General features: G+C 44.8%; 23 protein-coding genes, 1 pseudogene and 1 riboswitch. Of the genes and pseudogenes, 3 read left to right on the top strand and 21 right to left on the bottom strand.

Annotated features, from left to right (window positions below; all coding sequences use genetic code 11):
- Positions 1-30: 30 nt before the first annotated feature.
- Positions 31-5301 carry a discoidin domain-containing protein gene (locus PXH68_RS01145; protein WP_248028681.1) on the bottom strand — a complete coding sequence of 1757 codons (5271 nt, stop codon included), beginning with the start codon at positions 5299-5301 and terminating at the stop codon, positions 31-33.
- A 15-nt stretch (positions 5302-5316) separates the two neighbouring features.
- Positions 5317-6375 carry a peptidyl-prolyl cis-trans isomerase gene (locus tag PXH68_RS01140; protein ID WP_248028682.1) on the bottom strand — a complete coding sequence of 353 codons (1059 nt, stop codon included), beginning with the start codon at positions 6373-6375 and terminating at the stop codon, positions 5317-5319.
- 113 nt (positions 6376-6488) lie between these two features.
- Here PXH68_RS01140 and PXH68_RS01135 point away from each other — a divergent pair, with 113 nt between their 5' ends.
- On the top strand, positions 6489-7340 hold the full coding sequence (locus PXH68_RS01135) for an AraC family transcriptional regulator (protein ID WP_248028683.1): 852 nt from the start codon (positions 6489-6491) through the stop codon (positions 7338-7340).
- 77 nt (positions 7341-7417) lie between these two features.
- On the opposite strand, the gene PXH68_RS01130 is transcribed toward PXH68_RS01135, so the two are convergent.
- From PXH68_RS01130 to PXH68_RS01120, 3 genes are all read right to left on the bottom strand, one after another.
- Positions 7418-8281, bottom strand: a complete 864-nt coding sequence (locus PXH68_RS01130) for a Cof-type HAD-IIB family hydrolase (RefSeq protein WP_248028701.1) — start codon at positions 8279-8281, stop codon at positions 7418-7420.
- Between the two features lie 22 nt (positions 8282-8303).
- Positions 8304-9563 carry a CapA family protein gene (locus tag PXH68_RS01125; protein ID WP_248028684.1) on the bottom strand — a complete coding sequence of 420 codons (1260 nt, stop codon included), beginning with the start codon at positions 9561-9563 and terminating at the stop codon, positions 8304-8306.
- A gap of 111 nt (positions 9564-9674) precedes the next feature.
- Entirely contained in the window at positions 9675-10613 is a 939-nt protein-coding gene (locus tag PXH68_RS01120; protein WP_248028685.1) for a dihydroorotate oxidase, read from the bottom strand.
- A 219-nt stretch (positions 10614-10832) separates the two neighbouring features.
- On the opposite strand from PXH68_RS01120, the gene gdhA reads away from it, so the two are divergent.
- A complete protein-coding gene (gene gdhA, locus PXH68_RS01115; RefSeq protein ID WP_014636785.1) occupies positions 10833-12179 on the top strand; it encodes an NADP-specific glutamate dehydrogenase in 1347 nt (448 codons plus the stop codon).
- Between the two features lie 47 nt (positions 12180-12226).
- Here the strand turns inward: gdhA and PXH68_RS01110 are convergent, their stop codons facing one another.
- From PXH68_RS01110 to treR, 16 genes are all read right to left on the bottom strand, one after another.
- Positions 12227-12826 (bottom strand): DUF4352 domain-containing protein, encoded by a 600-nt coding sequence (locus tag PXH68_RS01110; protein ID WP_248028686.1) that lies wholly within the window; start codon positions 12824-12826, stop codon positions 12227-12229.
- Between the two features lie 20 nt (positions 12827-12846).
- Positions 12847-13686, bottom strand: coding sequence for a mechanosensitive ion channel family protein (locus tag PXH68_RS01105; RefSeq protein ID WP_248028687.1), 840 nt, complete (start codon positions 13684-13686; stop codon positions 12847-12849).
- A 142-nt stretch (positions 13687-13828) separates the two neighbouring features.
- Positions 13829-15163, bottom strand: coding sequence for an alanine/glycine:cation symporter family protein (locus PXH68_RS01100; protein ID WP_248028688.1), 1335 nt, complete (start codon positions 15161-15163; stop codon positions 13829-13831).
- 114 nt (positions 15164-15277) lie between these two features.
- Positions 15278-15381: riboswitch (glycine riboswitch) on the bottom strand.
- A gap of 107 nt (positions 15382-15488) precedes the next feature.
- Entirely contained in the window at positions 15489-16427 is a 939-nt protein-coding gene (gene msrB / locus PXH68_RS01095; RefSeq protein ID WP_248028689.1) for a peptide-methionine (R)-S-oxide reductase MsrB, read from the bottom strand.
- Positions 16428-16478: 51 nt separating this feature from the next.
- The gene (gene trxA / locus PXH68_RS01090) at positions 16479-16793 is read right to left on the bottom strand and encodes a thioredoxin (protein WP_002941035.1); all 315 of its coding nucleotides are present in this window, start codon (positions 16791-16793) and stop codon (positions 16479-16481) included.
- A 464-nt stretch (positions 16794-17257) separates the two neighbouring features.
- Complete coding sequence (locus PXH68_RS01085) at positions 17258-17902, bottom strand: GNAT family N-acetyltransferase (protein ID WP_248028690.1); 645 nt, start codon at positions 17900-17902, stop codon at positions 17258-17260.
- Positions 17903-17948: 46 nt separating this feature from the next.
- Positions 17949-18269 carry a hypothetical protein gene (locus PXH68_RS01080; protein WP_044753567.1) on the bottom strand — a complete coding sequence of 107 codons (321 nt, stop codon included), beginning with the start codon at positions 18267-18269 and terminating at the stop codon, positions 17949-17951.
- A 12-nt stretch (positions 18270-18281) separates the two neighbouring features.
- Positions 18282-18668, bottom strand: a complete 387-nt coding sequence (locus PXH68_RS01075; protein WP_248028691.1) for a hypothetical protein — start codon at positions 18666-18668, stop codon at positions 18282-18284.
- Positions 18647-19882, bottom strand: coding sequence for an Mbeg1-like protein (locus tag PXH68_RS01070; RefSeq protein ID WP_248028692.1), 1236 nt, complete (start codon positions 19880-19882; stop codon positions 18647-18649). The genes PXH68_RS01075 and PXH68_RS01070 overlap by 22 nt, the downstream gene beginning before the upstream one ends.
- 1 nt (position 19883) lies before the next feature.
- Complete coding sequence (locus PXH68_RS01065; RefSeq protein ID WP_248028693.1) at positions 19884-20276, bottom strand: DUF1310 family protein; 393 nt, start codon at positions 20274-20276, stop codon at positions 19884-19886.
- A gap of 1 nt (position 20277) precedes the next feature.
- A complete protein-coding gene (locus PXH68_RS01060; RefSeq protein WP_193433962.1) occupies positions 20278-20454 on the bottom strand; it encodes a hypothetical protein in 177 nt (58 codons plus the stop codon).
- A complete protein-coding gene (locus PXH68_RS01055; protein ID WP_029172292.1) occupies positions 20451-20837 on the bottom strand; it encodes a DUF1310 family protein in 387 nt (128 codons plus the stop codon). The genes PXH68_RS01060 and PXH68_RS01055 overlap by 4 nt, the downstream gene beginning before the upstream one ends.
- A 164-nt stretch (positions 20838-21001) precedes the next feature.
- Positions 21002-23335, bottom strand: a complete 2334-nt coding sequence (locus tag PXH68_RS01050; protein ID WP_248028694.1) for an endonuclease MutS2 — start codon at positions 23333-23335, stop codon at positions 21002-21004.
- A gap of 59 nt (positions 23336-23394) precedes the next feature.
- Complete coding sequence (locus tag PXH68_RS01045; protein WP_248028695.1) at positions 23395-23946, bottom strand: CvpA family protein; 552 nt, start codon at positions 23944-23946, stop codon at positions 23395-23397.
- Entirely contained in the window at positions 23943-24254 is a 312-nt protein-coding gene (gene zapA / locus PXH68_RS01040; protein WP_158455962.1) for a cell division protein ZapA, read from the bottom strand. Before zapA ends, PXH68_RS01045 begins: the two co-directional genes overlap by 4 nt.
- 58 nt (positions 24255-24312) lie before the next feature.
- Positions 24313-25026 carry a trehalose operon repressor gene (gene treR / locus PXH68_RS01035; RefSeq protein WP_248028696.1) on the bottom strand — a complete coding sequence of 238 codons (714 nt, stop codon included), beginning with the start codon at positions 25024-25026 and terminating at the stop codon, positions 24313-24315.
- 193 nt (positions 25027-25219) lie between these two features.
- Here treR and treP point away from each other — a divergent pair.
- A pseudogene (gene treP, locus PXH68_RS01030) lies at positions 25220-26661 on the top strand (PTS system trehalose-specific EIIBC component); the annotation flags it as partial.
- Positions 26662-26691: the final 30 nt, after the last annotated feature.

Raw genomic sequence — 26691 nt, 5'->3', positions numbered from 1 at the left:
CTAGGACTTTCTTTTTTATAGGGTATAAACCTAATCTCTCTTCTTATTCAGAAGGGTGCCGGCGAGGATACCTAGTCCTGCCAGGGGTAAAGTGATTCCAATAATTGCGCCTGTGGCTGGAAGGATTTTTGCCTTTGATCCTGATTTGCCACTGGCAGTGTTTGCGATCTCTTCTGGGTAAACTAAGACAAAGTCTGATAGATGGTCTGTTTCAAAGGTCAAGCTTTCCTTATCCTTCTTGACAATCTTCATCTCAGTCAGCTTACCATCTGGTGATAGATAATAAACCTTCTCAACGCTATCTGCCTTGGTAGCGGGTACTTGCACCTGCAAGAGTCCCTTATATGCCACTGCTTGACCTGCTGCATCTAGAAGTTGAATGTCAAGTACAATCAGCTGACGACCCTCCAAGTCTGCAATCTTTTTCTCTACTTGTTTGACTACCAGTTTGTAGTTGCCCAAGTCCTGATCTGCTGTAATGATGACACCACTATCTGGATCCTTGAGCTCATAGATTGGAGTTGGAGTCAAGCTTCCTGAACTGCCTCCAGATGGATGACCAGTTTCTGTTCCAGAAGAGTTTCCAGTTGATGTTCCTGGTTTTGTCTCTGTTGGTGGAGTGACTGAGCCAGTTTCTTTTCCATCAAGGGCTTCCTTAGACTTAGTCACTGCTGCTTCTAGGCTAGCAAGGGTCTCCTTGCTATAATCCGCTTGCGCCAATCCTTCTTTTGCTGCTTGCAGTGCCTGGTCATAGGCAGCGCGTTTGTCTACCTGACTAGCTGTGTAGCGCAAGCTTTCCTTGACGGTTCCCTCTTCATCTAACTCCAATTTGAGAGCAAGAAGATGGTCTTTCAGGTCCAAACCATTTAATTGAGTTTGGTAGGTCGTCAAGGTTTCAAGCAATTGATCTACTTCGGTCTGACTGCCTGCCCCCGTTTCCAAAAGGGTTTGAGCTGCTAGAATAATCTGGTTGTATTGGTCCTTGCGAACTGGTCCAGCAAAGAGATAGGCATCGCTCTTTTGAACATCTGGTGCAAGGCTGAGTGCCTGTCTCAAGGCTTCTGTTTGCAGCTCTGCTTGTTCCGGAGTCGTATCTTCTATCGGCTCTGTCTCTTTGCCATCAAGGGCAGCTTGACTATTCAATAGGTTGGTGAAGGCCGCTTCTAAGTCTGCTTGAAGACCTGGTTGACTGAGTTTGACTTGTGCTTGAGCTAGCGCCTGGTCATAAGCAGCTTGTTTTCCACTATCAGCTGCTAGGTAGAGCGGACTTGCCTTGACTGTCTGGCTGGCAGTCACCTTTTCTTGCAAGCGGCTCATGAGGTCCAAGATAGCCTGGCCATTTAAGGCTTGAGCTGCCAATTCAAGGTCACGGCTTGCCTGATCGATAGCTTCTTGACTGACTTGTCCGGCCAGGAGTTGGCGACCCGCTTGGAGCGCCTGATCATAGGCAGTCCGTTTTTCTTGGTCTGCAGCTTGATAGGCCGGACTTGCCTTGGTGGACTCATCTTTAGCTAATTGGGTTTCCAAAGCGGTGCGATCGACTGTGTTTGTAACAGGCTCTGCTTGCTCGCTTGCCTCATTTGAATCATCTGGACTATTTGGATCCTCTGAACTGCCTGGCTCTTCTGATTCAGAAGGATGATCTGCTGCAACGAAACCTGCCTTGGCTGTTTCTAATGCTGTTTTCAAGGCTTCTAGACTGGCAACTGTTCGCTCTTCTGCTTCCAGGCCAGTTTGGGCTGCCAAGATAGCCTGATCATAAGCTGTTTTGGTTTCTGCAGTTGCTCCCTGATAAGTTGGAGAAGCCTTGACTTGCTCCTCTTCTTCTAGGAGAGATAGGAGGGCTGCGGCAGCTGCCTCAATCGCTTGACCATCCAGTTTTTCTCTTGCATCTTGCAAGTCTGCTACTGCTTGGTTAATCGCCTCTTGCTGGGCTGCAGTATCCGTTGCTACCGTTTTACCAGCTTCCAGCGCTTGATCATAGGCTACCTTCTTCTCTTGAGAAGCCAATTGGTAGGCGACTGACTCTTTGACACTTGTTTCTCGGTCCAATTCTTCCTGCAAACCAGCACGGTCGACACTAGTTACCGCAGCAGTAGGTGCTTGATCGGTATAGGTCAAAATCGGCGTTACATGGACAGAGAACTTGCTTGGACGTTCGATATTCAATGCTTCAAATCGGACAAAATCCCCTTTTTGCACCGCAATAATACGACTGGCAATTGGTTGAGCTTCCAGGCTGGTTGTCAAGGTAACGCTGTCTAAACTTGTTCCATTATGGGTTAGGGACAATTTGACAGAGCCATTTTGGTTGCCTGCTTGACGGAGATAAGGCTCTCCATCCTTCAGGCTAATCTGAAGGTAACCATCTTTCGGAGCGCGATAAGTCATGGCATAGCCTTGGCTTGAACCACCTGGTTCTAGAGAATCTGCTAGGAGACCATGCGTCGCATCGGTAATGGCTGCCGAATGTCCTGAACCATCAATTCCGACCGTACCATAATTGCCACCCTTCCAGTTCGGCCAAGTTGCATCATAGTCTGTCAAATTGTGGTAGGCGTCGCCTTCTTTTCGTTGGGCAAACCAAACATTTCCTTGCTTATTGTGCACATAGTCTAGGGCCCAATTGTAGGTGTTTTTCACTTCAATCTGGTAGTCTTTGACCTGGCCATTTTCTGCTGTGATTCGTAGTTTGTGACCTGTCTCAAGGGCGCTTGTAACAGGATTTCCTTCTGCATCAACCACCTTGGCAGTTGCTTTTTCAGGAAGCCCTAAACCTGCTAATAATTGGGCCTCATCAGTAGGATGGGTAGCAGTGCTCGGCACATAAAGTGTACTTCCATCCATTTGGTAGATGCTGGAGAGAATGGTATTTTGACCATCAAGATGGACTTCTCCTTCATCCAAAATTTCATAGCCAACTCGAACTTCTGCGGCAGCTGCAAAATTCTTGCCAGCCTCACGGCTGATACTGTTGATAGCCTTCAATTTGACATAACGGGCTTGGACTGGCGCAAACTCTGCAATCTTTGTAGCTGTGGTTGGTTCCCAGTCACCACTTGCAACGGTCTGCCATTCTTGTTTGTCCTGGCTGACGGAGATTTCGTATGCTGTGATGACACCATTTCCAACCTGTGGACGTGGTACATACTTGAACATGGAAACATCTTTGACTTGACCCAGATCTAGGCTGATCCAAAGGTTATCTCGGCTGTCTCCTGCCCATTTACTGTGCCAAATGGTGGACAGCTGATTGTCCAAGGCTAGGGAACCATCACCTTCGCGCTGGTTATTGGGTTGGAAACTGCCGACTTCTGCTGACATACTGGATGGATCGTATTCTTCAAAGGTCTTGCCAAATTCAATCTGGTATTCTTTTTCTAGGGCACCTCTTGTCAGTTTCACCCGGTCACCAGCTTGTAGGCTGTCCCCATCCCCCTTAACCTTACCATCTCTACCCAGGACTTCTAGGCTGGCACCTCGGCTAGCACGCAGATTTGCCTTAAAGTCCGAAACTTTGGTCCGTTTTGGTACTTCTGAGATACTGGTTTCTGTGACGGTATAGACCGCTGAAGCGACTGAAAGCTCTTCGGCTGTATATGGACTTTCTGCTGCACCAAGGTCTGGTTTTGAGTCAACTACTTCGCCAAAGAAATCTTGGTTTGGATGGCCTCCTTGTAAGACTCCCGCATCGATAGCTGGTGAGTCCTCAGCCAGTTTAAACATGGCAAAGGCAGAGCGGTCATGGATGCTGGTTCCTGTCGTAGTACTGGTTGGTGCGCTGGAAATGTCTCCTGCAAATTTTGGATCTGCCTGGATGGCATTAGCATCATCGGTTGGAACATTGGCATAGTTATAATAGAGGTTATTGTTGTAAGTCGCACGCGCATTGCCCTTGGTCCAGTTTTCATTCTTTGGACTGGTCCCAGTGTAGTAGAAAATATTATTTTCCACATTCATCGTACCACCTGTATGAGGTGCACCACGAAGAACATCCACGTTTTCAGCAACAATAAAGGTATTGTTGTAAACCTCGGCATCTGGGTTATGAGCAGCACTAATCACTCCTGCCAGATCTTTGTTGGAGATGTTGTAGCGGAAGGTATTGCGGTAAGCCTGCGTATAGCAGAACATGATGGCACCACCTTCGTTATTATGGCTGTAATTGTACTGATAAACGGTGCCGTCGCCATAGTCTGCATCCCAGGCTTGAGCATCCTGGTTGTAATTGGTGTCATAGACTTCGTTGTATTGGAAGATGGCATCCTTACACTTCCAAGGCCAGATGGCCGCCGCTACCCGCCCAAAATCTGTCGCTGAATAATCCGAAGGGTTAATCTGATTGGCTGTTTCAATGGCTACGTTATTTTGTACTAGAGGACGGTGGGCATACATGGTCGTAATCGCATCTCCACCAATGTCACGGAGGTAGTTATTTTCAATGACTACATTGGTTGCCCCGTAGCGTTCCATCACACTATCTGGTAAGGCTGTTGTGGTGAATTGGTCCCAGTAGGCAGTATAGGCTAGGGCAATCCCCCAACGGTTGACATCTGTCACATGGTTATTGGCCACGCGCACATCATTATAGCGAGAAATTCCTGTTTCTGCCTCATTGGTCGGTTTAAAGGTGGTGAAATAGATACCTCCGTTGTTCATGTGCTTGTCATAGACATTTCCTTTGACATTGGAAATGCGCAAGCCTTCTAGATAGATATGGTCCAAGGTCCCCTTGTTCTGGGAAACTACCGCCACACCTGTTCGGTTCATGGCATCGATGGCATTGTAGGCCTTGCCTTCTTCTGCCGCAGCATTGGTAATGGCAAGGTTGCTGACCTCAATGTACTCCACATCTTTCAAAAGAATGGCTGAGGAGACTGTTCCTTGGTATTTGTGACGAGCATTGTCCAACTGTTTACCGTAGTCTTGATACCATTGACCATGACCGTTGGTATTGATAGTCGGAAGGTTGGCACTGCCGTCACCATAGTTGGTAATGATAATCGGTGCACCCTCACTCCCTGATCCATTCAGATGCAGGTACTGGTTATTAAAAACGGAGCCATTTTCTAGCTTGACTACATCTCCTGGTCCAAGGGTTAATTGGTTAATCTTGTCTAGGGTCTGAAAGGGGCTAGACTCGCTTAAGCCATTGTTTGCATCATTTCCCCGTAGGCTGCTGACATAGTAGGTTCGACCCGTAGAGCTTGTAGCTGGACTGTCGGTGGTGTTGGCTTGAACCAGACTAGCCAGGGTCAAACAGGACACCGTGGCTAAGCTGATAAGTGCTTTTTTCTTCATCCATTTCCTCCTTTATTAGTTGATGATAGAATCGAGATAGGCAAGTAATTGGTCTTCCTCATAGTCCAATTCCATGCTGTCGCTTTTTTGAATAACGAGTTGTTGATAAGCCTCTTCTTGGAGGCGTTTTTTGATAACTTCTTTTACTTCTTCAAATGGAACAGGACCATTATCTGTTCGGTTGATTAGGCGAATCAGGTAAAGGCAGCCATTTTCATCGATGACTGGACTGGTTTGACCAGCTTCCAACTGGTCTGCATAATAGAGAACATCACCGATAAATTTTGCTAGGGTTGAAACCTGGTCAGAAGCAATCTCTTCATAGCCATAATAGGCTACTAGGCTTGGAAATCCTGCCATGTCAAAGCGAGAGTGAGCTGACTGACTGGCTAGACTATCTAGATCAGCCCGCAGTTGTGCCAAGACCTGGTCATTCAAATCTTCCATCGCATAATAAATCCGGATATACTCTACCTCGTAGTCATCATAGCGGGCAAAAATGCCTTCTGCCTGACTTTGGTAATAGGTTAACTGCTCAGCATCACTCACTGCCAGACTGCTTGTGCCAAAATGGTCCAAATAGGCCTGCTCGAAACTGTCTAATTCATATTCCAAAAAAGCTTCTTGCGAAAAGGTTGCAAGACCATAAACGGCTTCACCATTTGAACTCGCTTTTTGGCGATTTTGATTCGAGGCTTGAAACCTATTTATAAATGCGCTATAATCGATACTAGATATCATCCCTGTTTCCAGAGCTAGACTTCTGGCTGCGTAAATCCGCCTTAGCTGGTCCAGGACTTCCTGTAATAAGCGGACCTTTGGATTTTCTCCTTGAAAATCCCTGTCCCAAAAACCGTGATCAACCTCAGCTTGGTACTGATCAAAAAAATACTTGGTGACCTGATACTGGGCCTTGGTTACCTCCGTTTGAAACTCTTCTTCAGCTACTGCAACCCCATCGATTTTCAGGGAGTAGCTAGCTGGTCGAAAAACCATCATCCCAGTACAAATGACCAAGACCAGACCCGCCATAAGGGTTAGAATTTGCCATTTTTTTACCTGTTTTAGGGGCATAATCAGCTCCTCCCTTTAAATCCTTGTTCAGTTCTATTTTATATTAACTAGTAGTCAAAAATATAGTAAGAAAACGCTATCTTATTGCTTAAACTTGTCAAAAAGAGGTATTTATGGTCGAAAACTCTATTCATCTTTCCCAACAGATTCTCTACAAGCGGTCCCACAAAACCTTTGCAAAAGGCTACCATTTCCCCATCCATGCCCATCGGCTCTCTGAACTCTATTTGATCTTAGAAGGTTCTTGCCAGATGGACCTTGCCAACAAGACCTATCAATTTCAGGCGGGTGACTGTGTCATCCTTGCCCCTTTTGTCATTCACTCGCTGACCATCCCTAAAGAGGACACCTGTACCGTTATCCAGTTGCACTTTGACCTCTATCATTTTCCACACTTTTTAGTGGGGCAAGACCGTCAAAATCCCTTTGAAATGATTGATCTTTTCAAGGACACCAATAGCCACTTGCTCTTTCAACCTACGGAGGAGGAAGCTGCTTACTTACTCCAGTCCGGCCGTCTTCCGCTTCCTCCAGACCTCTACGAATCAAGCCTACAGCAATTGGAATTCACTGTCTTTTTAACCAAGATTTTGTACAGGATCAAGCGTGAACCTGAAGGTCGCCCTGAACTGGGATCTCGCTATGTCCAAAATACCTTGGAGTACATCCACCACCACTTTTCAAACCAGCTCTTACTGGCTACAATCGCCAAGGAACTCAATATTACTCCCCACTACCTCAACAAGCTCTTCAAGGCAGAAACCGGGACCACCATTAAACATTACCTGACCCTCTATAGGCTCAATCGGTCAGTTGAGCTTATGAGCAGGACAAAAAAGAGTTTGACCTTTATTGCTCAAGAGGTTGGGTTCAACGATGTGCAGCATTATTCCAAGACCTTCCGCAAGTATTTCAACACTTCTCCGCGGCAATTCCGGCAATTGATGACCCCTGACAGCCACTAAGCCATCAAAGAAAAAGACCTAGTAAGCTAGAGATAGTCTCTTTACTAGGTCTTTTGATATTTTATATAAGATTCTTTCTAGTCTTGTCCTTCCTCACTGGACTTGTTAGACGGAGCTAAAAAGAAGGATTCAAGAACGGTCAAAACTCCCTGATCCTTGTTGGAGGGTGCCAGGTAACGGGCACTTGCTTTTACCTTGTCCGTTCCATTCTCCATAGCATAGGAATAGGTCACCAGCTGCAACATCTCAATGTCATTGTCCGAGTCTCCAAAAGCCATCACCTGATCTGGGGTCAGGCCTCTTTCCTCCATGACTTGGGACAAGCCCCAGGCCTTATGGATCCCAAAAGGAAGGATATCAATCGAACCATAGCCGCTGGTCACCGCCACTAAGTTGCCCGCAAAGGCCTGGTTAAAGGCTGACACAACCTGCTCGACCTGGCTCGGTTCGATCCACAATCCCATCTTGTAAACGACCTCCTCTTTGGGATAGGCCGCAAGAGAATCCAAAAAACGGATACGTGATAAAAACTGCTGCATTTCTTCCTCTTTTATCGGAATTCCCGATTGGTGAAATGGCAGAGCTCCACCAGCCTGCATATAGATAGTTTGGTCATTTGCCAACATGAGACAGACCTGGTGCCATCGGCCTGAAAAATACTCCAAAACCTGGCTCACCTGCTCCGAACGAACCTGATGGCGAAAATATGTCTTGCCCTTTCGTACCAGTCGCGCTCCATTGTCTGACAGAAAGAGAAGCCGGTCCTCAAATCCCTGACAGAGACTGAGCAGACGGCCCATGCCATTTCCAGAAGCAATCACAAAGCCGATTCCTCTGCTTTCCAAAACCGTCAGCAAACGTTCAAATCGATCCCTGTCAAAGCCACCGTCTTGGTCTAAAAAAGTACCATCCATATCTGTTGCAATCAAACGAATATCCATCATTCTTCCCCCCCACTTCTTTTTACCAATTCAAACCAACGTGGTCTAAGGTTTCTTGATAGGCTTGGTCTATCCGTGCTTGATCTTCTGGCGAGAGTTGGTCTCGGTAGGTGCCCCCAGCGATAAAATCTTCCAGAATCAAGGTTTGATAAAGATAATATGGAGTCCCTTCACGCGGCACCCTCTTCACCCAAGACGGTCGCGCCTGTGCTGTCTTGATTCGCGTTCCGGAATGATCTTTTTCAATCTCTAAATCCATGAGGACACCTCTCTCTGTCCACTGGTAGTTGAGAACGCCTTCCATGGTTTCCATCCGTTGGTTGGACAAAAAATTCCCCATAGAATAGATAATGAGTTTCTTCTCCCCATCTTTTTCAAGGGTTTCAGAAGGCTGTATTACATGCGGATGACCACCCAAGACAACATCTGCTCCCCATTCTACCATTTGGTGGTAGAGATCAATTTGTTCCTGACTTGGTTCAATCTGGTATTCCACACCCATCTGAGGCATGACAATGGTAAAATCAGCTTCCCGTTCTGCCCTTGCCAATTCCGCCTGCATTTTTTCTTGGTTGAGGTCCGAGAGATAGGCATCATACTCTTCCTGAGTCAGTCCAGCTTCCATCCCATTAAAACCATAGGCATAAGCCAAAATGGCGATTTTTATCCCATTAACCTCTCGAATATAAATCGGCATCTCTGCCCGGTTCCCATCTGGGTAAACTCCCACCGAATCAATTCCCGCAGCTGCCAAATAGTTGACAGTTGACTGCAAACCGGACAAGTGAGAATCCAAAATATGGTTGTGGGCCAAGTCCATGACATCATAACCAGCCTGCCCCATGGCCGTCGCAACAGAAGACGGTGCGTTGAAAAGAGGATAGCCAGCTAGAGGAAAGTCATCTGAGATGGTCCCTTCAAAGTCCCCAATGGCTAAATCAGCCTGTTCCAACCAAGGTTGAACATAGGTAAAATTTTCCGAAAAATCATAGCTACCATCAGCCTGCAAGGCACTGGCATAAATAATATCATGGTAAAGCAAGTCTCCATGCGCCATGATACGGGCAGTCTTGACCGTTTCAACGGACTGACTAGCCTCTGTTTCTGTCGACTGGTGGGTTGCCTGACTTTCTTGGGTTTGCTGGTTTTTTTGCCAAGGAAAGTAATCTTTGAGCAAGAAAACTCCAAGCGCTAGCCCCGCCACCATAATGATTGGACCTGCAATCCCTGCTTTCTTCCGTTTGCGCATATGCTTGCCTCTGCGGCTCCGACGTCTATCCATGTTCCACCTCATTATTCATTGTTCACATATTAGTATAATGCATTTTTCCTCAAAAATCTAGAGCAAAAAAAGAACTGATTGACACTCATCAACCAGTTCCACCACTGCACGCTAGTCTCTTATTGTTTGAAGTTTTCCACGAAAATCTTCAATGGTCTCGTAGCCTTTTTCCGCCATAAGGGCCTGTAATTCAGCTGTGATCCGCTCAAAAATAGCTGGTCCTTCCTTTTGCAAGGCCGTTCCAATTTGGACCATGCTAGCACCGCACAGGATATGTTCAAAGGCATCCCGGCCCGTCAAAACGCCTCCTGTTCCAACTATCTGAATCTCAGGTTTCAAACGTTGATAAAAAGCATGGACATTTGCCAGGGCAGTCGGCTTGATATACTCACCACCTAGACCACCAAATCCTCCCTTGGGTTTGATGACCACTTGCTCATCTTCAATATATAAGCCGTTTCCGATTGAGTTGACACAGTTGACAAAGACAATAGGGAATTGGTTAAAAATCGCTGTCGCTTGATCAAAATGAACAATGTCAAAATAAGGCGGCAATTTGATACCCAAAGGCTTAGTAAAATAACTGAAAACCTCCCGTAAAATGGTCTCCGTCGCTTCAAAATCATAGGCAATCTGCGGTTTTCCAGGAACATTGGGACAGGAGAGGTTGAGTTCAATCAAGCCCTTAAAATCGCTTGCTTCTACCTTTTTCAAAATCTCATGTGTCTCGTCAGGAGATAGCCCCACTAGAGATAAGATAAAGGTCCGCTCCGGTTCTGACCCTTGCAACTCCAATAAGTAGTCCATATAATAGTCCAGCCCTTGATTAGGCAGCCCCATTGAGTTGATGGAACCCAAAGGAAGATTGCGGTAGCGAGGCTCGGGATTTCCCTCCCGATAGGCAAGGGTTGCAGTTTTGGTCACAAAGGTCCCAGCTGCCGAATCCTTGACAGCTTCCAACTCCTCCGTGGTCATACACCACACACCCGCCGCATTCATCAAACAGTTGTCAAAGGCAAAGCCTCCCAATCGTGTTGCAGTTGATACCATACAATCTCCTATTCCTTATTTTTGAATGATTATATCATAAGCAGGATAAAAAATGAGGTAATTTGCTGTTATTGTTCGCTTTTTCCAGACAAACTTACCAACAATTTTCTGAATATTGCATTTTTTACTTTACAAGAAAAATCGGAAGTGCTATAATAATCAGCAGATACATTAAATTGTCTGACAATTTAATAAATTAAAAAGAAATCAGGTGACCACATGTCTAACGCAAAAGCTTACATCCAAGCTTCTTTTGAAGCAGTCAAAGCCCGCAACCCACATGAAACAGAATTCCTCCAAGCTGTAGAAGAGCTCTTCTCTACACTTGAGCCTGTTTTTGAAGCACACCCAGAATACATCGAAGAAAACATCTTGGCCCGTATCGTTGAGCCTGAGCGTATCATCAGCTTCCGTGTTCCATGGACAGACAAAGATGGAAATGTTCAAGTCAACCGCGGCTACCGCGTTCAGTTCAACTCAGCTGTAGGTCCTTACAAAGGCGGTCTTCGCTTCCACCCAACTGTAAACCAATCCATCTTGAAGTTCCTCGGTTTTGAGCAAATCTTCAAAAACGTCTTGACTGGTCTTCCAATCGGCGGTGGTAAAGGTGGTTCAGACTTTGATCCTAAAGGAAAAACTGATGCTGAAATCATGCGCTTCTGCCAAAGCTTCATGACTGAATTGCAAAAACACATCGGACCTTCACTTGACGTCCCTGCTGGTGACATCGGTGTCGGTGGTCGTGAGATTGGTTACATGTACGGTCAATACAAACGCCTCCGCCAGTTTGATGCTGGTGTCTTGACTGGTAAACCTCTTGGCTTCGGTGGTTCATTAATCCGCCCAGAAGCAACAGGCTACGGTTTGGTTTACTTCACTGATAACATGTTGGCTGCAAACGGTAAATCCTTCAAAGACCAAACAGTCCTTATCTCAGGTTCTGGTAACGTTGCCCAATATGCTGTTCAAAAAGCGACTGAACTCGGTGCAAAAGTCATCTCTGTTTCAGACTCAAATGGTTACATCATTGACGAAACTGGTATCGACTTTGACCTCTTGGTGGACATCAAAGAAAAACGCCGCGCTCGTTTGACAGAATACGCTGCAGAAAAAGCAACTGCTAAGTACTTCGAAGGTTCTGTATGGAACTACGATGGTAAGGCTGACATTGCCCTTCCATGTGCGACTCAAAACGAAATCAACGGCGAGCAAGCTGCTGCCCTTGTGAAAAATGGCGTTTACTGCGTGGCTGAAGGTGCCAACATGCCATCTGACCTTGATGCTATCAAAGTTTACAAAGAAAATGGCGTTCTTTACGGTCTTGCTAAAGCAGCCAATGCTGGTGGTGTAGCCGTATCAGCCCTCGAAATGAGCCAAAACAGCCTTCGTCTTTCATGGACTCGTGAAGAAGTAGACGGCCGTCTTAAAGACATCATGGCAAACATCTTCAACACAGCTAAAGAAACTGCTGAAAAATACGACCTTGGTACAGACTATCTTGCAGGTGCTAACATCGCAGCCTTTGAACAAATTGCGGATAGCATGATTGCCCAAGGTTTGGTATAATACAAGTCATAAAAAAATACACAAGTACATCACTTGTGTATTTTTTCTTATATACCTTGACCAACAACTTGGGTCCAGGCAAAGCTATCGTAAACAAAATAGAAAGAGGATTCGCCATCCACACCATAGACCAGTTTTACCTTCAGAGACTGACCAGGATCAATTTTTTCAGGGATGTTAACATCGTAGGTCGCATAGTCCAGCAAGAAAGTCATATCGGTACCAGCATCCACCAAGGAGAAGGCATATTCATCGAAGTAATACACCTGATCACTGGTATTGGTCATTTCAACCTCTACAACAAAAGCATTGGTGTAGTATGTATCAACCAGTTCCAAGGAAGAATCCTTTTCCATACGCGTAACAACCATTTCAAGGCCAGGCTGAACCTCCCTACTTTCTCCAAGAGAAATAGTCTCCAAGCTACTGGTATCTTCATAGTAATAATCGCTATATGTGGACGAATCATACAAGGAAGAATAGCTTTTTTCTGCTGTGAGCCCCAAGGATAAAAAAATGCAGATAATGGTTAAAATAAAACTCAGCAAGCCTCCGACAAGTGTTGTCCAGAACAAGACCTGTTTATGCAATGGTTTCTTACGGTAATAGACCAAACCATCTTCAACAACGAACTCTTTTGGATTCATCTAAATAACTCCTCTTTTTCTTAATGTGCTGGGCCGCTTGGCAAGTCAATACCAGCAGTACGCAAGGCTTCTTGATACAAGCCATAAAATTGATGATAGATTTTGCCTTGTTGGCCACTGGCCACAAAGAGATTGACCCGAAACGAGAATTGCCCCGTCTGTAAATTTTGCGGTCCAAGAATGGTCACATCCTTGACCAGCTGATTAGTTGGTAACTCCCGGGCATTGACCTCCTCGATCACCTGATAAACCTTTTCCAAGTCTGTATTGAGTTTGAGCGGAATATCAATCTGCGCCCGCATGTCTCCACGAGATTGATTGGACACCACTAGGATATTACGATTGGGGATAAAATGCAAGGTTCCATCCGCATCCCGAACTTGAGTCGTCCGAATTCCGACACTGACAATGGTCCCCGCGATGGTAATGGGACCATTGGTTAATTTGACCACATCCCCCACATCAAACTGTCTCTCTAAAAGGATAAAAAAGCCATTGACCAAATCTGAGAGAAAGCCTTGCGCTCCTAAACCAATCACAACACCCGCAATTCCTGCACCAGCAAAGAGACTGGAAACAGGAAGACCAAGAATCGCTAGAATACAGTAAATCAGTAGGAAATACAGCAAATAATTAAGCACACTCTCCACCAGACGGCTGATGGTTTTCTGGCGACCGATGTCCTGGGTCGAAATCTTTAAAGACGGCACCAGAATGCGTTTTACAGATTGCTTGGCTAGTTTTTTCACCACATAAAAGGAAAGGAACAAGAGAACCAAGGATAATAGCTTGTTCAAAATACTCGTCAAGAGCTGTTCAAGATTAAATTGTGCTAGGTAAATTGAGATAAAATCTGTCATAGAACTCCTTCCTAGCCACTATTATACCAAATTTTCTCAAAGTAACGAAAAGACAGCCAACTTAGCTGTCTTTTCTAATCTTTCACTGACTTAAAAACAAAGGGAATCCCCTATAGCCTAAGCATAGCCAAAGGTATCACCCTTATTTCTTTTTGGCAAAATACTGGCGCGTCTCCTTGATAATCACTGGTGAGAGAGCTAGTAAGGCAATCAAGTTTGGTAGAGCCATAAGCCCATTCACAATATCTGAAATGGTCCAAATCAAGTCAAGCTTGAGAAAACCACCCAAAGCAACCATGGCTACAAAGACCAAACGATAAGGCAAGATAGACTTGGTCCCAAATAGAAACTCGATACAGCGCTCCCCATAGTATGACCACCCCAGAATAGTCGTATAGGCAAAGAGAACCAGACTAATGGTCAAGGCCAAAGCACCTGATTGACCAAAAACTGTCGCAAATGCTGCCTGAGTCAGCGGAGCACCTTCCAAGCCAGCAACTGACCACTGACCGGTCACCAAAATCGTCAAACCTGTCAAGGTACAGATGATGATGGTATCGATAAAGGTACCTGTCATGGAAATCAAGCCCTGTTCCACTGGGTTGTCTGATTTGGCAGCTGCAGCTGCGATGGGCGCTGAGCCCAGACCAGACTCATTTGAGAAAACCCCACGCGCAATCCCACGTTGGATTGCCTGTTGCACAGTCGCGCCTGCAAATCCACCTACAGCAGCAGCTGGTGTAAAAGCTGATTTAAGAACTAAGGCAAGGGTTGGCAAGAGCTGATCCAAATGCAGAGCCAAAACGGTTACACTTGCCAAGACATACAAAATCGCCATAAATGGAACAATTTTGGTTGAAACATCAGAGATTTTTTCAATCCCTCCAAAGATAAAGAAGGCGATAGAGATAGCTGTAACAATGCTGACCAACTGGGGAGCCAGACCAAAGCTAGAAGACATGGATGAGGCAATGGAATTAACCTGAGAAAAGGTTCCCATCCCCATGAGAGCCACTAGGACACCTGAAATGGCAAAGAAAACTGCCAAAGGCTTCCACTTTTGTCCCATCCCCAAGGTGATATAGTGCATCGGACCTCCCGCTGCTTGCCCATTGGCATCCTTGGTACGGTATTTAATCGCTAAAAAGCCTTCTGCATATTTGGTTGCCATCCCGAAGAAGGCCGCCACCCACATCCAGAAGAGGGCACCTGGTCCACCTGTCGTAATGGCAGTCGCCACCCCAACGATATTTCCCGTACCAACCGTCGCCGCAAGAGCTGTACACAGAGCCGCAAAGCTGGACACATCTCCCTGGCCAGTCTGGTCACTGGAAAAAATCAGACGAAAGGCCGTTGGCAACTTACTGATTTGAAAGATTCCCAACCGAAGAGTGAAATAGACACCCGTTCCGACCAATAGTAATAAGAGGGGGGGACCCCACACAAGGTTATTGATGTTTTGCATCAATTCTAACATAGCTTCCTCCTAAATATGATTCCTAATCCGATAAAGCTGCCGGAAAAAAACAAAGAGGTTGAATAACTTCAACCTCTAGAATCAACGCGAAAGACAACAGAAAATCCCCTGTCTCCTAATCGCTCTGTCCTTTTACCTGAGAGTTTCAGCAATTCTACTTTTCCAAGCAGAACTACCTTGCCCCTTCGGTGCCTTATGGTCTCTCCAGAGTTCCGTCCTTTGGACAGTCAGTTGCCTTTCTGCCCACTATCAACCGGTTATTCAGTTTTATCACGCTCTATTTTAGACTATTTTTCAGAAAAAATCAAGAATGTTTTTTGAAAAATTATTCTAACAGCTTCAAAAACAAGCCATAGCCTGCTACTTCCATCTCTTCTCTCGGTATGAAGCGAAGGGCTGCTGAGTTGATACAGTAACGTAATCCACCCTTGTCACGCGGTCCGTCATCAAAGACATGGCCTAGATGAGCATGACCAGCTCGACTGCGGACTTCAATGCGGTTCATGCCGTGGGAGAAATCTTGGAAATAAGTCGCAACCTCTTTGCTGATTGGTTTGGTAAAGGAGGGCCAGCCGCAGCCTGAGTCGAATTTGTCTGTTGAGAGAAAGAGGGGCTCACCAGTCGTAATATCGACGTAGATGCCAGCTTGGTCACTATTCCAAAACTCATTTTCAAAAGGTCTTTCCGTCGCAGCTTCTTGAGTGACTTGATACTGGAGGTCGGTCAAGCTGTCTTTTAAGACTTGCTGGTCTGGCTTTTGGTAGTCTGCAACATCAATCAGAGGGATTTTTGCCTGTGCAAGATCGATATGGCAGTACCCTTGGGGATTTTTCTTGAGATAATCCTGATGGTAGTCTTCGGCGGGGATGTAATGCGCGAGTGGCTCCACTTCAACGGCTAGGGGGCGTCCGCCAAAGAGCTGAGACTGCTCCGTCATGACCTGCTCGATGGTCGGCAAATCAGCCTCATCTGTGTAATAGATACCAGTCCGATACTGGCGCCCCTTGTCAGGCCCCTGCTGATTGACAGAGAAGGGATCAATGACGCGGAAATAGTAGAGGAGAATTTCCCGCAAATGGATACGAGTCTCATCATAGGCTAGATATAGTGTTTCTGCGTGATCTGTTTGTTTGAGGAGTTGATAATTGGTCGTCCCCACCTGTCCATTGGCATAGCCAACGCTGGTGTCAAGAATACCATCGATCTGGGAAAAGTAGCCTTCCATTCCCCAGAAACAACCGCCTGCTAGATAAATTTCTTTCATGTGAGATTCCTTTCGATGCAGAAAAAGGTTGAGTTTCCTCAACCTCCATAATTAACCAATCTCTGCCAAGATTGCTTTGATTTGGTCTTTGGTGTGAACACCAGCAACTTGTTTCACAACTTGTCCATCTTTTTTGAACAAAAGGGTTGGGATCGACATGATACCGAATTGACGGGCTGTGTTTGGATTCTCATCAACATCCATCTTGTAGATGCGCAATTCATCTTCATCGACTTCACCTGCTAATTGCTCTAAGATTGGCGCTTGCATGCGGCATGGACCACACCAAGGTGCCCAAAAATCCACTAGGACTACGCCTTCTTGTGTTTCAACTTCAAAGTTTGCATCTGTAATAACTTGAACCATAATTTTCTCCGTTTCTGTTTTTCTACTATCATTCTACACCAAAAGAAAATAGAAAGCGAATTTTTGCTACGGGATGAGATGTTGAGTAGGATATCCTAGAAAATTGCGACCTAAAAAGCGACTTAGTCAAGCTAAACTAGTTCGCAGAGAGCAAGTGTAGACTGGAAAATAGCTTTTCTTATCAAATCTAATTGTGGGAATGAGACAAAGGTGACGAATATGTGCTACGGAGATAAAATCGAGGCTGAGCTCAAACCCAGCTCCACTACTCAGAGTTCATGTCAACATCTCAGCGCAGTGGTTGATTGGCAGATTTGTTCGTGTTTCACACTCCAAATCTGACCTAATCAACTGTGCGGGGGTGGGAAAACGAACTCTTTTAGACTAGTCGAGTTCTTTCCCACTCCTATGATTTTTTCAGATGTAAAAACAAATCGGACAGGCTAAACTAGTTCGCAGGGAACTTATACCAAATCCACCACATAGGTTAATTCTTGATAGACATCTTCTATATCAAAGAGCTCCAAGCCAGCTTCTTCACTGACTACATAGACACCCTCTCTCAAATAGTAGGGAACCTGCTGACCTTCCATATCTGAAAAGGACAATCTACCTCGCTCTAAATCGATTCCAAAACGGAAGGTTGGGATGTCCTTGGGTGCTCCGACAACTAGATAGTCCGAGCAAACTAGCTGTCCGCCCCATTTTTGATACAAGTGATTGGCTACATCTCCTTCTCGAGTAAAGATGGCTAATTTCTCGACAGCCTGTTCACGCAATTCCTGCTCTGCTTTTTCAAAAAGCGCCTGGGCAATGCCCTGCCCTTGAAAATCAGGGTGGACTGCTAGGTTAGTAAAATAAGCTGTTCGCTTACTTGGTGCGTAAATATAAGACTGGCTGCACTCTTCCGTATAAATATCGATGTCAATTAGACCAACGATTTGTCCGTCTACTTCAGCCACCCACTCTACACGGTAGTCATAAACGTCTGTCATTAGTTCGGGCTTCTCTGTCTCTCTATCATCAAAGAATGGAGAGAAGAGGTAGCTGAGTGCCTTACAATAAACCCAGCCTTTTTCATCACTGGTTTGATATTTTCTGATAATCATATAAACCTCCTTATTCATCCTATATAAATTGATCGCATATTGAGTATCAATCTGCATTCCCTAATTCTAGATAAGATTCTGCCTTTTCTTTCACAACTTGTTGTACCTTTTTTGAAAACTCGCCTTTTATACTTGTATCAAAACTGTTTGCAATCAATTTTACGGAATTTTCTCCATCATTTCCAATTGTTTGAACTTTCTTCTTGTGTTGTTTTAAAATTGCATTTTTTTCTCGCAGTTTGAGTGGAGCATAGATAGAGCGAATCAGCCAACGTTCAATTTCTTTCTCTATAGCATTAATCGTCGCGTAGTCTATCTGGTCAGCTTTGGTATATAAATCTTGCAACATTTGATAAAGTTGATGCATTGGCTCTCCCTTCTATTCTCGATATTTTGTATAAATTTCGTCAATCTGATCTTGCATTTTTCGGTACTGGTTTTTGTAGTAGGTATCCAAGTCCTCTTGTTTCTGATCCAATCGGTGAATGGAGCTGTATCGCTCTTGATCGATTGCGGTATGCCATTCGGACATGCAATTGTTGAGTAACTGGTGCAAGTCTCCTGTCTCATCTCCGACTTGTCGCAATTCAAACAGAACTTCTTGATACTTTTCTTCCAACATTCGAGTCAATATTCGAGTGGTTTCTTCAACATTTTCATAATGTTCTTGTAGTTCTTTTTGAGCTTTTCGTTGTTGGTTCTCAATATCCTCCCATTCCCACTCTTTCTTCATTAACTCTGTCTTTAATTTATCGTACTGGTCCATTCTTGTATCCTCTGTGCTAACGTCTGGTCTTCCGTTACTTTCTGCTCGATCCCTGCTTGGATTTGACTTTCTAAATCTACTAAGTCCTGCTTGAGTTGATTGGAGCGAGTGATAAACTTCTCGACTTGATTGGTGCCATCTCCTACCAGGCTATGATAGTCAACACCTGCACTGCTGTAGGCCTGTCTCACTTCATCAGGACTCAAAATGAAGCCAAAAGGGACGTTTCCTAAGCTACTGTAGACTTCATTCACCTCTGTAAGGGTGGAAGTGGTCTCTTTTTCGAGTGTTTGGTGAGTAGTTTCCGCAACCTTAACCAGTCCTTGAGCCAGGATGCGGGCTTGTTCGCTGTCCAGATAGATGGTTTCACGCGAACTGAAGCCACCACGGGATAGGGTTGCTTTTAAAGTAGCATAGTGGTACATTTCCGACGAGACATGGTGGAGAGCATTGGAATAATGTTGTTCTAGTTTTGAAGAACCTTCCTTTACTTTTAGGCTGCCGTCGGTGTTCCATTGATAACCACCCCACACGTGTTGATCAATAGGATTGAGATTAGTCTTGCTGTCCACACGATAGACTATGCCGATTGCCCCCTCACTCGTTCCTACAGGTGATTTATAGCCGGGAGCATCTTTCCCTGAATAGCCAATAGGAACGAAATCCTTTTGATCAATGTAATTATGAATACGGTATTTCAGAGCATTCACTCTGGCTTTTTCTGCTTCCGTCAAAGCAGGATAAACATTTGGGCCGTTATAGATATAAGCCCCAGCAATGCGGTCAATATCCGAAACAGTGGCCAGAGCATATTGAGCATTCATTGAGCCTAACGAGTGACCGTAGACTGTAATTTGAGCATTAGGGTAGTCCTTCAGAACCTGGTTCAGACTTCTGGAAGCAGACTGAAGTTGGGGCGTCACTTCTGACTTATTAGATATAATATTGTGCGCCATCGGCAAATCATTATCCAGCCAATCTGCTGCAGCGCCTTCCTTCCCTGGACCTTTAGAACCTTGGAACAAGACTATCACATTGCCGTCAGGCTCTTCAACAACATAACCATCCAAACCTGTTGCATCTTTGAGTACCTTACGGACTGTGCCGATGGTTAGTTCTTCTTTGACATTGGTAAAAATCTTAACAGGGTCGCCAACTACATAATCTGTATACTCCTCCTTAGCTATTCTTTGTCTCTCTTGTTCAGTGTACATATTATTCCCTCGTATCTTTTGTTATTAGATTCTCAAACCTAGAGGAATTCCCTCCACCTTCAAGCACTATTTTTTTTGTATTAGAATCTTTATTAATTGTATAAAAAACATACAGTCCACTATCATTATTAACGTGAACCGTAAAGCTAATTCCTCCCATTGGATTACGGCGAATTGAGGAACTATCTATAGAGTAGGACCTTATTGCTCCCTCTTCAGTTAACGCTCTTGTATCATAAGAAATTAACCTTTCTTCGATAATCTCCCTCACTTCCTCACTCTTCACAACCTCTACCATATAATCGTGCTCGATTTTTTGCATCAACTTAAATCCTCCTATTCCAAGTGCTATAGCGACAATAACGCCGACAAGTATTTTGACAACTGTTTTCATCTTAGACCTCCTTAGCATAAACCTGTTCACCATTGCCATTCTCATTGTCGAAGTCGAGGGTGACTGTACCGACAAAGGAACCATTTTGAGTCCAAACAGGTGCTCCTTGAATCATATACTGATTGTACTGAGTCATGCCAATCTGAAGTCGAGGTTCGTTTATGTATTTTTTAGTCATTGATATTCCTCATTTAAAAATTCTAGCAGATCTGGGGAGCCTATATAATAAGCAGAATGGTATGTTCCGTCCCCATTATCAATTAAATTATAACTGATGTATATGTTCTGTTTACCATTAAGATATACGTCTACCATCAACCCGCCCATAGGATTGTATTTTAAACTGTTCGTGTCAATTTCATAAGATTGAATGACTCCATCTTGTTCAAAGGCATCAGGATCTCTCTTTTTCATGAAATCCTCATAAACCTTTTTCGCCTCTTCACTAGTAGCAATAGCGACCATCTTTTCATGTTCCTTGTGTTGCATGTATCCAATTCCTCCTATTCCAATCCCGATTACTAACAAAATGCCGACAATGATCTTCATTACTTTTTTCATCCTAGACCTCCTTTATGAAATCCTATCAAGCAATAGTATTCCTTGCCTTATAGTATACCATAACATAGTAGGTGGTGAAACTGTGTTATGATCCATCCTATTTCTTGTATTACAGAAATACAAAAACAAGAATAGACTCGACTCTATCCTTGTTTGCTAATTCCTTACTTAAAAGTCACAATAGTACAGCCTGAGCCACCTGCATTTTGTGGGGCGTAGCCGAATTCCTTGACCTGCTTGTTGCGGCGAAGGTACTTGGTCACCCCTTCTCGGATAACCCCTGTACCAATACCGTGAACAATATCGACTTGGGCTAGGTTATTGAGCAAGGCTTGGTCGATAAATTCATCCAGCTCCATCATTGCCTCTTCGTAGCGTTTGCCACGGAGATCTAAGCGGGCTTTTGGTCCTCGTACATTGGCACGTTTGACTGTGTGAACCTGGCGTTTCTTAGGCTGCTCTGCCTTTTCCGCCTTGACTAACTCAAACTCATCTTTGGCCAAGGTCATCTTAATCAAGCCAACCTGAGCTTCCCAACGCCCGTCCTTAAGCTGTTTGGTCAAGGTCCCACGTTGTCCATAAGCCGTAACGATAATGTCATCACCCACCTTGGCTTCCCTCTGAATTTTGGCTTTTTTCAAGACTTTGTTCTTAGACAGATCCACCACTTCAGGCGCCAACTTTTTCAGCTCTGCCTTGGCTTCAATAATCTGGTGGGGCTTAAGACTAGCTGCAGCATGAAGATTTTTAAGAATGTCCTCGCTTTCTGCCAATGCCATATCGACAATTTCCTTGGCCTCCAAGCGTGCCTTGTTGAGCTCATTTTCCCGCTCACGATTGAGCTCGTCATAGAGCTTACGAAGGGCTCGGTTCATCTTGTAATTTTCTTGCTCCACATCACGAATCTTATCCAGACGCTGACGACTTTCAACCGTCTGGCTTTCCAATTTCTCGATAATGCGGTTGACATCGCTATCTGTATCCGTCCAAGACTGGGCTGACTGGATAATAATATCAGATAGACCAAGACGGCGGGCAATTTCAAAGGCATTGGAGCGACCAGGAACACCCTGCATAAACTTATAGGTCGGTCGTAGGCTATTGGTATCAAATTCCATGCTGGCATTTTCAATACCAGAGGTTTCTATCCCGTAGGCCTTGAGCTCAGGATAGTGGGTGGTTGCCATGGTCTTGATTCCCCGCAAACGAAGGTCATCCAAAATAGCCATTGCCAAAGATGCACCCTCCTGCGGATCGGTCCCAGCTCCCAACTCGTCAAAGAGAATAAGGGAATCTTGATCCGCCTCCGCTAAAATCTGCACCGTGTGGGTCATGTGACTGGAGAAGGTTGATAAACTCTGCTCAATCGACTGTTCATCACCAATATCCGCAAAAATTTCTTTGAAGATAGCTACCCGACTGCCCTTGTCAGCCAAGATAGGCAAACCAGACTGAGCCATCAGATGGGTCAATCCCAAGGTCTTGAGCATAATGGTCTTACCACCCGTGTTGGGACCTGTAATCACGATGGCTGTCAAATGACTACTAAAATAAAGGTCGTTGGGAACAGGTGCTTTTAAGAGCGGATGGCGGACATTGAGCAGAGCGATATCTTGCTTATCTGAAATCGTTGGGACGACGGCCTTGTAATCTCGTGCAAAAAGGTGTTTGGCGCGGATGAAATCCAAATGCCCAATCACCCAGGCATTGTTGCGGATAATACCGCTATGAGGCCGCAACATGTCGGACAACTCTTGCAAAATCCGACTGATTTCATGACGTTCCTCTGCCTTGCTATTGGTAATATCTTCATTGAGCGCAACAACCGCTCTAGGTTCAATATAAACGGTCGAGCCAGAAGCGGAAATATCATGGACGACCCCTGCTATCTTATTGCGATAGGTATTTTTGACAGGAAGGACATTGCGCCCATTACGACTAGCCAAGATGCTGTCGGATAACATATCCCCCTTATTCTTCAAAATATCCTGCATGACCTGACGGACCTGATCTTCTGATTCACGGATTTTTCTGCGGATTTTTGCTAGCTTTTCAGAAGCAAAATCCTCGACAAAGCCTGCATCATTGATAGACTGGAGCGAACCTTGTAAGTGGGGAAAGAGCTCGATTTTCTCAAAGAGTTTATCCAGCTGGCTCAGGCTGACATTTTCCAGATTTCCATAAAAGTCCAAGAGAGACTTGGACACTTCCAAGACCTTCTTGACGGCTAATAATTCAGAAATATTGAGATCGGTGTCCAGTTCCAAGCGGCGCATGGCTGGATTGATGTCATTGGTGGCTGAGAGGCTAAAATAGGGACTTTCGACAAAGATTTGCCCCATGTCCGATAATTCATCAAAGGCTTGTTGGATACGGTGGACCTCCACCATGGGTTCCAACTGCCTGAGTTCTTCCAAGCCCTGTTCGGTCAAGACAAAGGGCTGAACCAATTCTCTTACCTTGTTAAATTCAAGGGTTTCTAAAATTTTTGTATTCATTTCATTTACTTCATACAGAAAAAGTCTGCCTAAGGCAGAACTCTTTCCTCTTTTTATTCTTATTGTGCTGAGATGGCACTAATCCATAGATTTTTAAAGACTGCGCTAGTAATTGGCGTAAAATCAATCATTGCCTTGGCCAAGATATCCTTGTTCAAACTGTCTTGGATCAGTGCTAAAGGAACCGTTGCCGCAATAGTCAAGACTATCTGCAGAGAAATCCACGTCACCAAGACTGCCAAGCCTCCTGCGATCAGTTTGCTGGTAGCTGTATCTGGGTCAGCAAAGGTCAAGAGATGGACGAAAATGCCAAGCAAGCGCATGATGACATAGACCAAGAAATAGACCAAGAGAAAACCGAGACCAGCATAGAAAATCTGATCTAAGTCAAAGAGGTACTGGCTATCAAAGAAATAGCTGGAGCTACCTTCAGTTGCATTTGCAAAAGGCACCCAGAGATACAAGACCTGTGCCACTTGCTTGTAAAATCCTGCTGCTACAATCATGGCAAAGATACTTGAAAAAGTGTAAAAAGCCTGTACAATCAGCCCTCGACTGTAGCCAATATAGAAACTCCACGCCAAGACAATCAAAATAAGCAGACTAATCATGGGCGGTCCTCTAATTCATCTAAATCAACCAGGGTCACATTTTTCTTCAAGACCTTTTCCTTCATCGTAGCCAACTCAGCCTCTGTTTGGGCATAGGCCTTTTCACGGTTCAATTGAACAGAAAGAGCATTGATAGCTAGGAGCAAGGCCAAAGTCTCAGAATCTGCTGAGGGCATTTTTTCCTTTAAAGCCTGATATTTTTCATTGGTAATTCGTTCGATTTCTTCCATGAACAGATTGTCATGTTCTGTCGTTAGCGTTAGTTGTTTTTCACCGAAGGAAAATTTATAACGATTTATATTTGCCATAGTTCACCTCATCTATCATTATACCTTAAAATAAGGAGAGATTCAACGATTGACAGTCTTAGAGAGAATGCTTGCGGCGGGCAAAATCCACGAAACGGAACTTGTCAATCTTATGCTTGCTCTCAGTATATTGGAACTGACGGGTATCCCCTAAAAAGACTCGGGATTTGATCAAGACCAGATAGTCATCCTGGCTCTGAAGTAGGGCCTTTTCCTCTCGGTTGGTTGGTTCAATTGTAATCTCTTTTTGGGCAAAAGAAATATCCAGGCCAAGTTTATTTTCCAAATAATCATAGATAGACTGACTAGCAATCTCTCTGGTCATATGGGGAACCAAGTCATGGGCAAGGTAGTCCGTATCGATTACTGAAACCTTCCCATCGATAGATCTTGTACGGACAATCTTCCATACCTTGCTGTAAGCCTCAAAGCCTGTTAGTTTTGACAAACTAGTTGAAACTGAGACCACGTCCAACTCCACTACATTCGTTTGACTTTGTAGTTGTAAGGATTGGGTCAACTCCTGATAAGAAGTCAAACCAGAGACTGGAAAATTCAAGAGTTCTTGCTTCAAGACCAGCGAACCTCTCCCTTGAACCTTTTGAATCATGCCCCGTTCGGTCAAAATCGCCAATGCCTTACGAACCGTGTCACGACTGACCCCATAGAGCTCCTGCAGGTCCTTTTCTGTTGGCAAGGAAGTTCCTGCACTGTAGTAATCACTCAAAATCTTGTCTTTAATATCGTTAAAAATTTCTTGGTATTTTTTCATATTTTCCTCTTCGTTGTCGCATTCTTAACAAATAACCTATCCCATATTATAACAAATTTAAAATTTTTTTTGCAAAAATACTTGCAAAAAATTATGAAATCGGATACAATAACCTCAAGCTAAATTTGTCCGTACAAATTTTTCTTAAAAAATATAGGAGGGACAGTGAAAAACTGTCGGGGAAGGAAAATATATGGGAAAATTTGAAAAAGACGCCAAAGTCCTTTTGGACGCTATTGGCGGCAAGGAAAACGTCACAGCCGTAACGCACTGTGCAACACGCATGCGCTTCGTCTTGGCGGATGAGAATCAAGGTTATTGAAGACATTCCTGCAGTAAAAGGAACCTTTACCAATGCTGGTCAGTTCCAAGTTATCATCGGTAACGATGTACCAATCTTCTACAACGACTTCACAGCCGTATCTGGTATTGAAGGCGTATCAAAAGAAGCTGCCAAGTCAGCAGCTAAGAGCAACCAGAATGCCATCCAACGTGTCATGACTATGTTGGCGGAAATCTTCACACCAATCATTCCAGCCCTTATCGTCGGCGGTTTGATCCTCGGTTTCCGAAATGTTTTGGAAGGCGTACAATTCCAAGCACTTGGTCAAGCAATGCAAGATGGAGAGCTCCTCTTTGACGCAAGTGGCAAGCCAGTCTGGAATACCATCGTTCAAGTATCACCATTCTGGAATGGTGTCAACCACTTCCTCTGGTTGCCAGGTGAAGCCATCTTCCACTACCTACCAGTAGGTATCACTTGGTCTGTATCTCGTAAAATGGGTACATCACAGATTCTCGGTATCGTCCTTGGTATCTGTTTGGTATCCCCACAATTGCTCAACGCCTACGCTGTACCAAGTACAGATGCTGCAACCATTGCTAGCGACTGGTCATGGAACTTCGGTTTCTTCTCAATCGCTCGCATCGGTTACCAAGCCCAAGTTATCCCAGCCCTCTTGGCAGGTTTAGCCCTCTCTTACTTGGAAATCTTCTGGCGCAAAGTCATCCCTGAAGTGATCTCAATGATCTTTGTACCATTCCTATCACTTCTACCAGCCCTTATCTTGGCTCACACTGTCCTTGGTCCTATCGGTTGGACAATCGGTCAATGGTTGTCAACAATTGTATTGGCAGGTTTGACAGGTCCTGTTAAGTGGCTCTTCGGTGCCATTTTTGGTGCCCTCTATGCGCCATTCGTTATCACTGGTCTTCACCACATGACAAACGCGATCGATACTCAATTAATTGCCGATACTGGTGGTACTGGTCTCTGGCCAATGATCGCACTTTCAAACATCGCTCAAGGTTCAGCAGTATTTGCCTACTTCATCATGAACCGTAAAAATGAAAAAGAGGCACAGATTTCGCTTCCAGCAACTATCTCTGCCTACCTTGGTATCACAGAGCCAGCCCTCTTCGGTGTCAACGTTAAATACATCTATCCATTCGTAGCAGCTATGGTCGGCTCAAGCATCGCTGGTTTGCTCTCTGTAACCTTTAACATCCAAGCCGCTTCTATCGGTATTGGTGGTCTTCCAGGCATCTTGTCTATCAAGGCAGAATACTGGGGAGCATTTGCCATCACTATGCTTGTCGCAATTGCTGTACCAATGGTATTGACCTTTGTATTCAAGCGTGCAGGCTTGTTTGCAAAAAAGGATG

The sequence above is a fragment of the Streptococcus sp. 29896 genome (genome assembly GCF_032594915.1).
Classification (GTDB): Bacteria; Bacillota; Bacilli; order Lactobacillales; family Streptococcaceae; genus Streptococcus; species Streptococcus suivaginalis.
The sequence above is the reverse complement of the archived record's forward strand: the minus strand, read 5'-3'. Positions and strand labels throughout refer to the sequence as shown.

Bases quoted from the DNA above. Each gene is read 5' to 3' on its own strand.
- PXH68_RS01145 (WP_248028681.1), bottom strand. From the start codon at position 5,301: ATGAAGAAAAAAGCACTTATCAGCTTAGCCACGGTGTCCTGTTTGACC.
- PXH68_RS01140 (WP_248028682.1), bottom strand. From the start codon at position 6,375: ATGCCCCTAAAACAGGTAAAAAAATGGCAAATTCTAACCCTTATGGCG.
- PXH68_RS01135 (WP_248028683.1), top strand. From the start codon at position 6,489: ATGGTCGAAAACTCTATTCATCTTTCCCAACAGATTCTCTACAAGCGG.
- PXH68_RS01130 (WP_248028701.1), bottom strand. From the start codon at position 8,281: ATGGATATTCGTTTGATTGCAACAGATATGGATGGTACTTTTTTAGAC.
- PXH68_RS01125 (WP_248028684.1), bottom strand. From the start codon at position 9,563: ATGGATAGACGTCGGAGCCGCAGAGGCAAGCATATGCGCAAACGGAAG.
- PXH68_RS01120 (WP_248028685.1), bottom strand. From the start codon at position 10,613: ATGGTATCAACTGCAACACGATTGGGAGGCTTTGCCTTTGACAACTGT.
- gdhA (WP_014636785.1), top strand. From the start codon at position 10,833: ATGTCTAACGCAAAAGCTTACATCCAAGCTTCTTTTGAAGCAGTCAAA.
- PXH68_RS01110 (WP_248028686.1), bottom strand. From the start codon at position 12,826: ATGAATCCAAAAGAGTTCGTTGTTGAAGATGGTTTGGTCTATTACCGT.
- PXH68_RS01105 (WP_248028687.1), bottom strand. From the start codon at position 13,686: ATGACAGATTTTATCTCAATTTACCTAGCACAATTTAATCTTGAACAG.
- PXH68_RS01100 (WP_248028688.1), bottom strand. From the start codon at position 15,163: ATGTTAGAATTGATGCAAAACATCAATAACCTTGTGTGGGGTCCCCCC.
- msrB (WP_248028689.1), bottom strand. From the start codon at position 16,427: ATGAAAGAAATTTATCTAGCAGGCGGTTGTTTCTGGGGAATGGAAGGC.
- trxA (WP_002941035.1), bottom strand. From the start codon at position 16,793: ATGGTTCAAGTTATTACAGATGCAAACTTTGAAGTTGAAACACAAGAA.
- PXH68_RS01085 (WP_248028690.1), bottom strand. From the start codon at position 17,902: ATGATTATCAGAAAATATCAAACCAGTGATGAAAAAGGCTGGGTTTAT.
- PXH68_RS01080 (WP_044753567.1), bottom strand. From the start codon at position 18,269: ATGCATCAACTTTATCAAATGTTGCAAGATTTATATACCAAAGCTGAC.
- PXH68_RS01075 (WP_248028691.1), bottom strand. From the start codon at position 18,668: ATGGACCAGTACGATAAATTAAAGACAGAGTTAATGAAGAAAGAGTGG.
- PXH68_RS01070 (WP_248028692.1), bottom strand. From the start codon at position 19,882: ATGTACACTGAACAAGAGAGACAAAGAATAGCTAAGGAGGAGTATACA.
- PXH68_RS01065 (WP_248028693.1), bottom strand. From the start codon at position 20,276: ATGAAAACAGTTGTCAAAATACTTGTCGGCGTTATTGTCGCTATAGCA.
- PXH68_RS01060 (WP_193433962.1), bottom strand. From the start codon at position 20,454: ATGACTAAAAAATACATAAACGAACCTCGACTTCAGATTGGCATGACT.
- PXH68_RS01055 (WP_029172292.1), bottom strand. From the start codon at position 20,837: ATGAAAAAAGTAATGAAGATCATTGTCGGCATTTTGTTAGTAATCGGG.
- PXH68_RS01050 (WP_248028694.1), bottom strand. From the start codon at position 23,335: ATGAATACAAAAATTTTAGAAACCCTTGAATTTAACAAGGTAAGAGAA.
- PXH68_RS01045 (WP_248028695.1), bottom strand. From the start codon at position 23,946: ATGATTAGTCTGCTTATTTTGATTGTCTTGGCGTGGAGTTTCTATATT.
- zapA (WP_158455962.1), bottom strand. From the start codon at position 24,254: ATGGCAAATATAAATCGTTATAAATTTTCCTTCGGTGAAAAACAACTA.
- treR (WP_248028696.1), bottom strand. From the start codon at position 25,026: ATGAAAAAATACCAAGAAATTTTTAACGATATTAAAGACAAGATTTTG.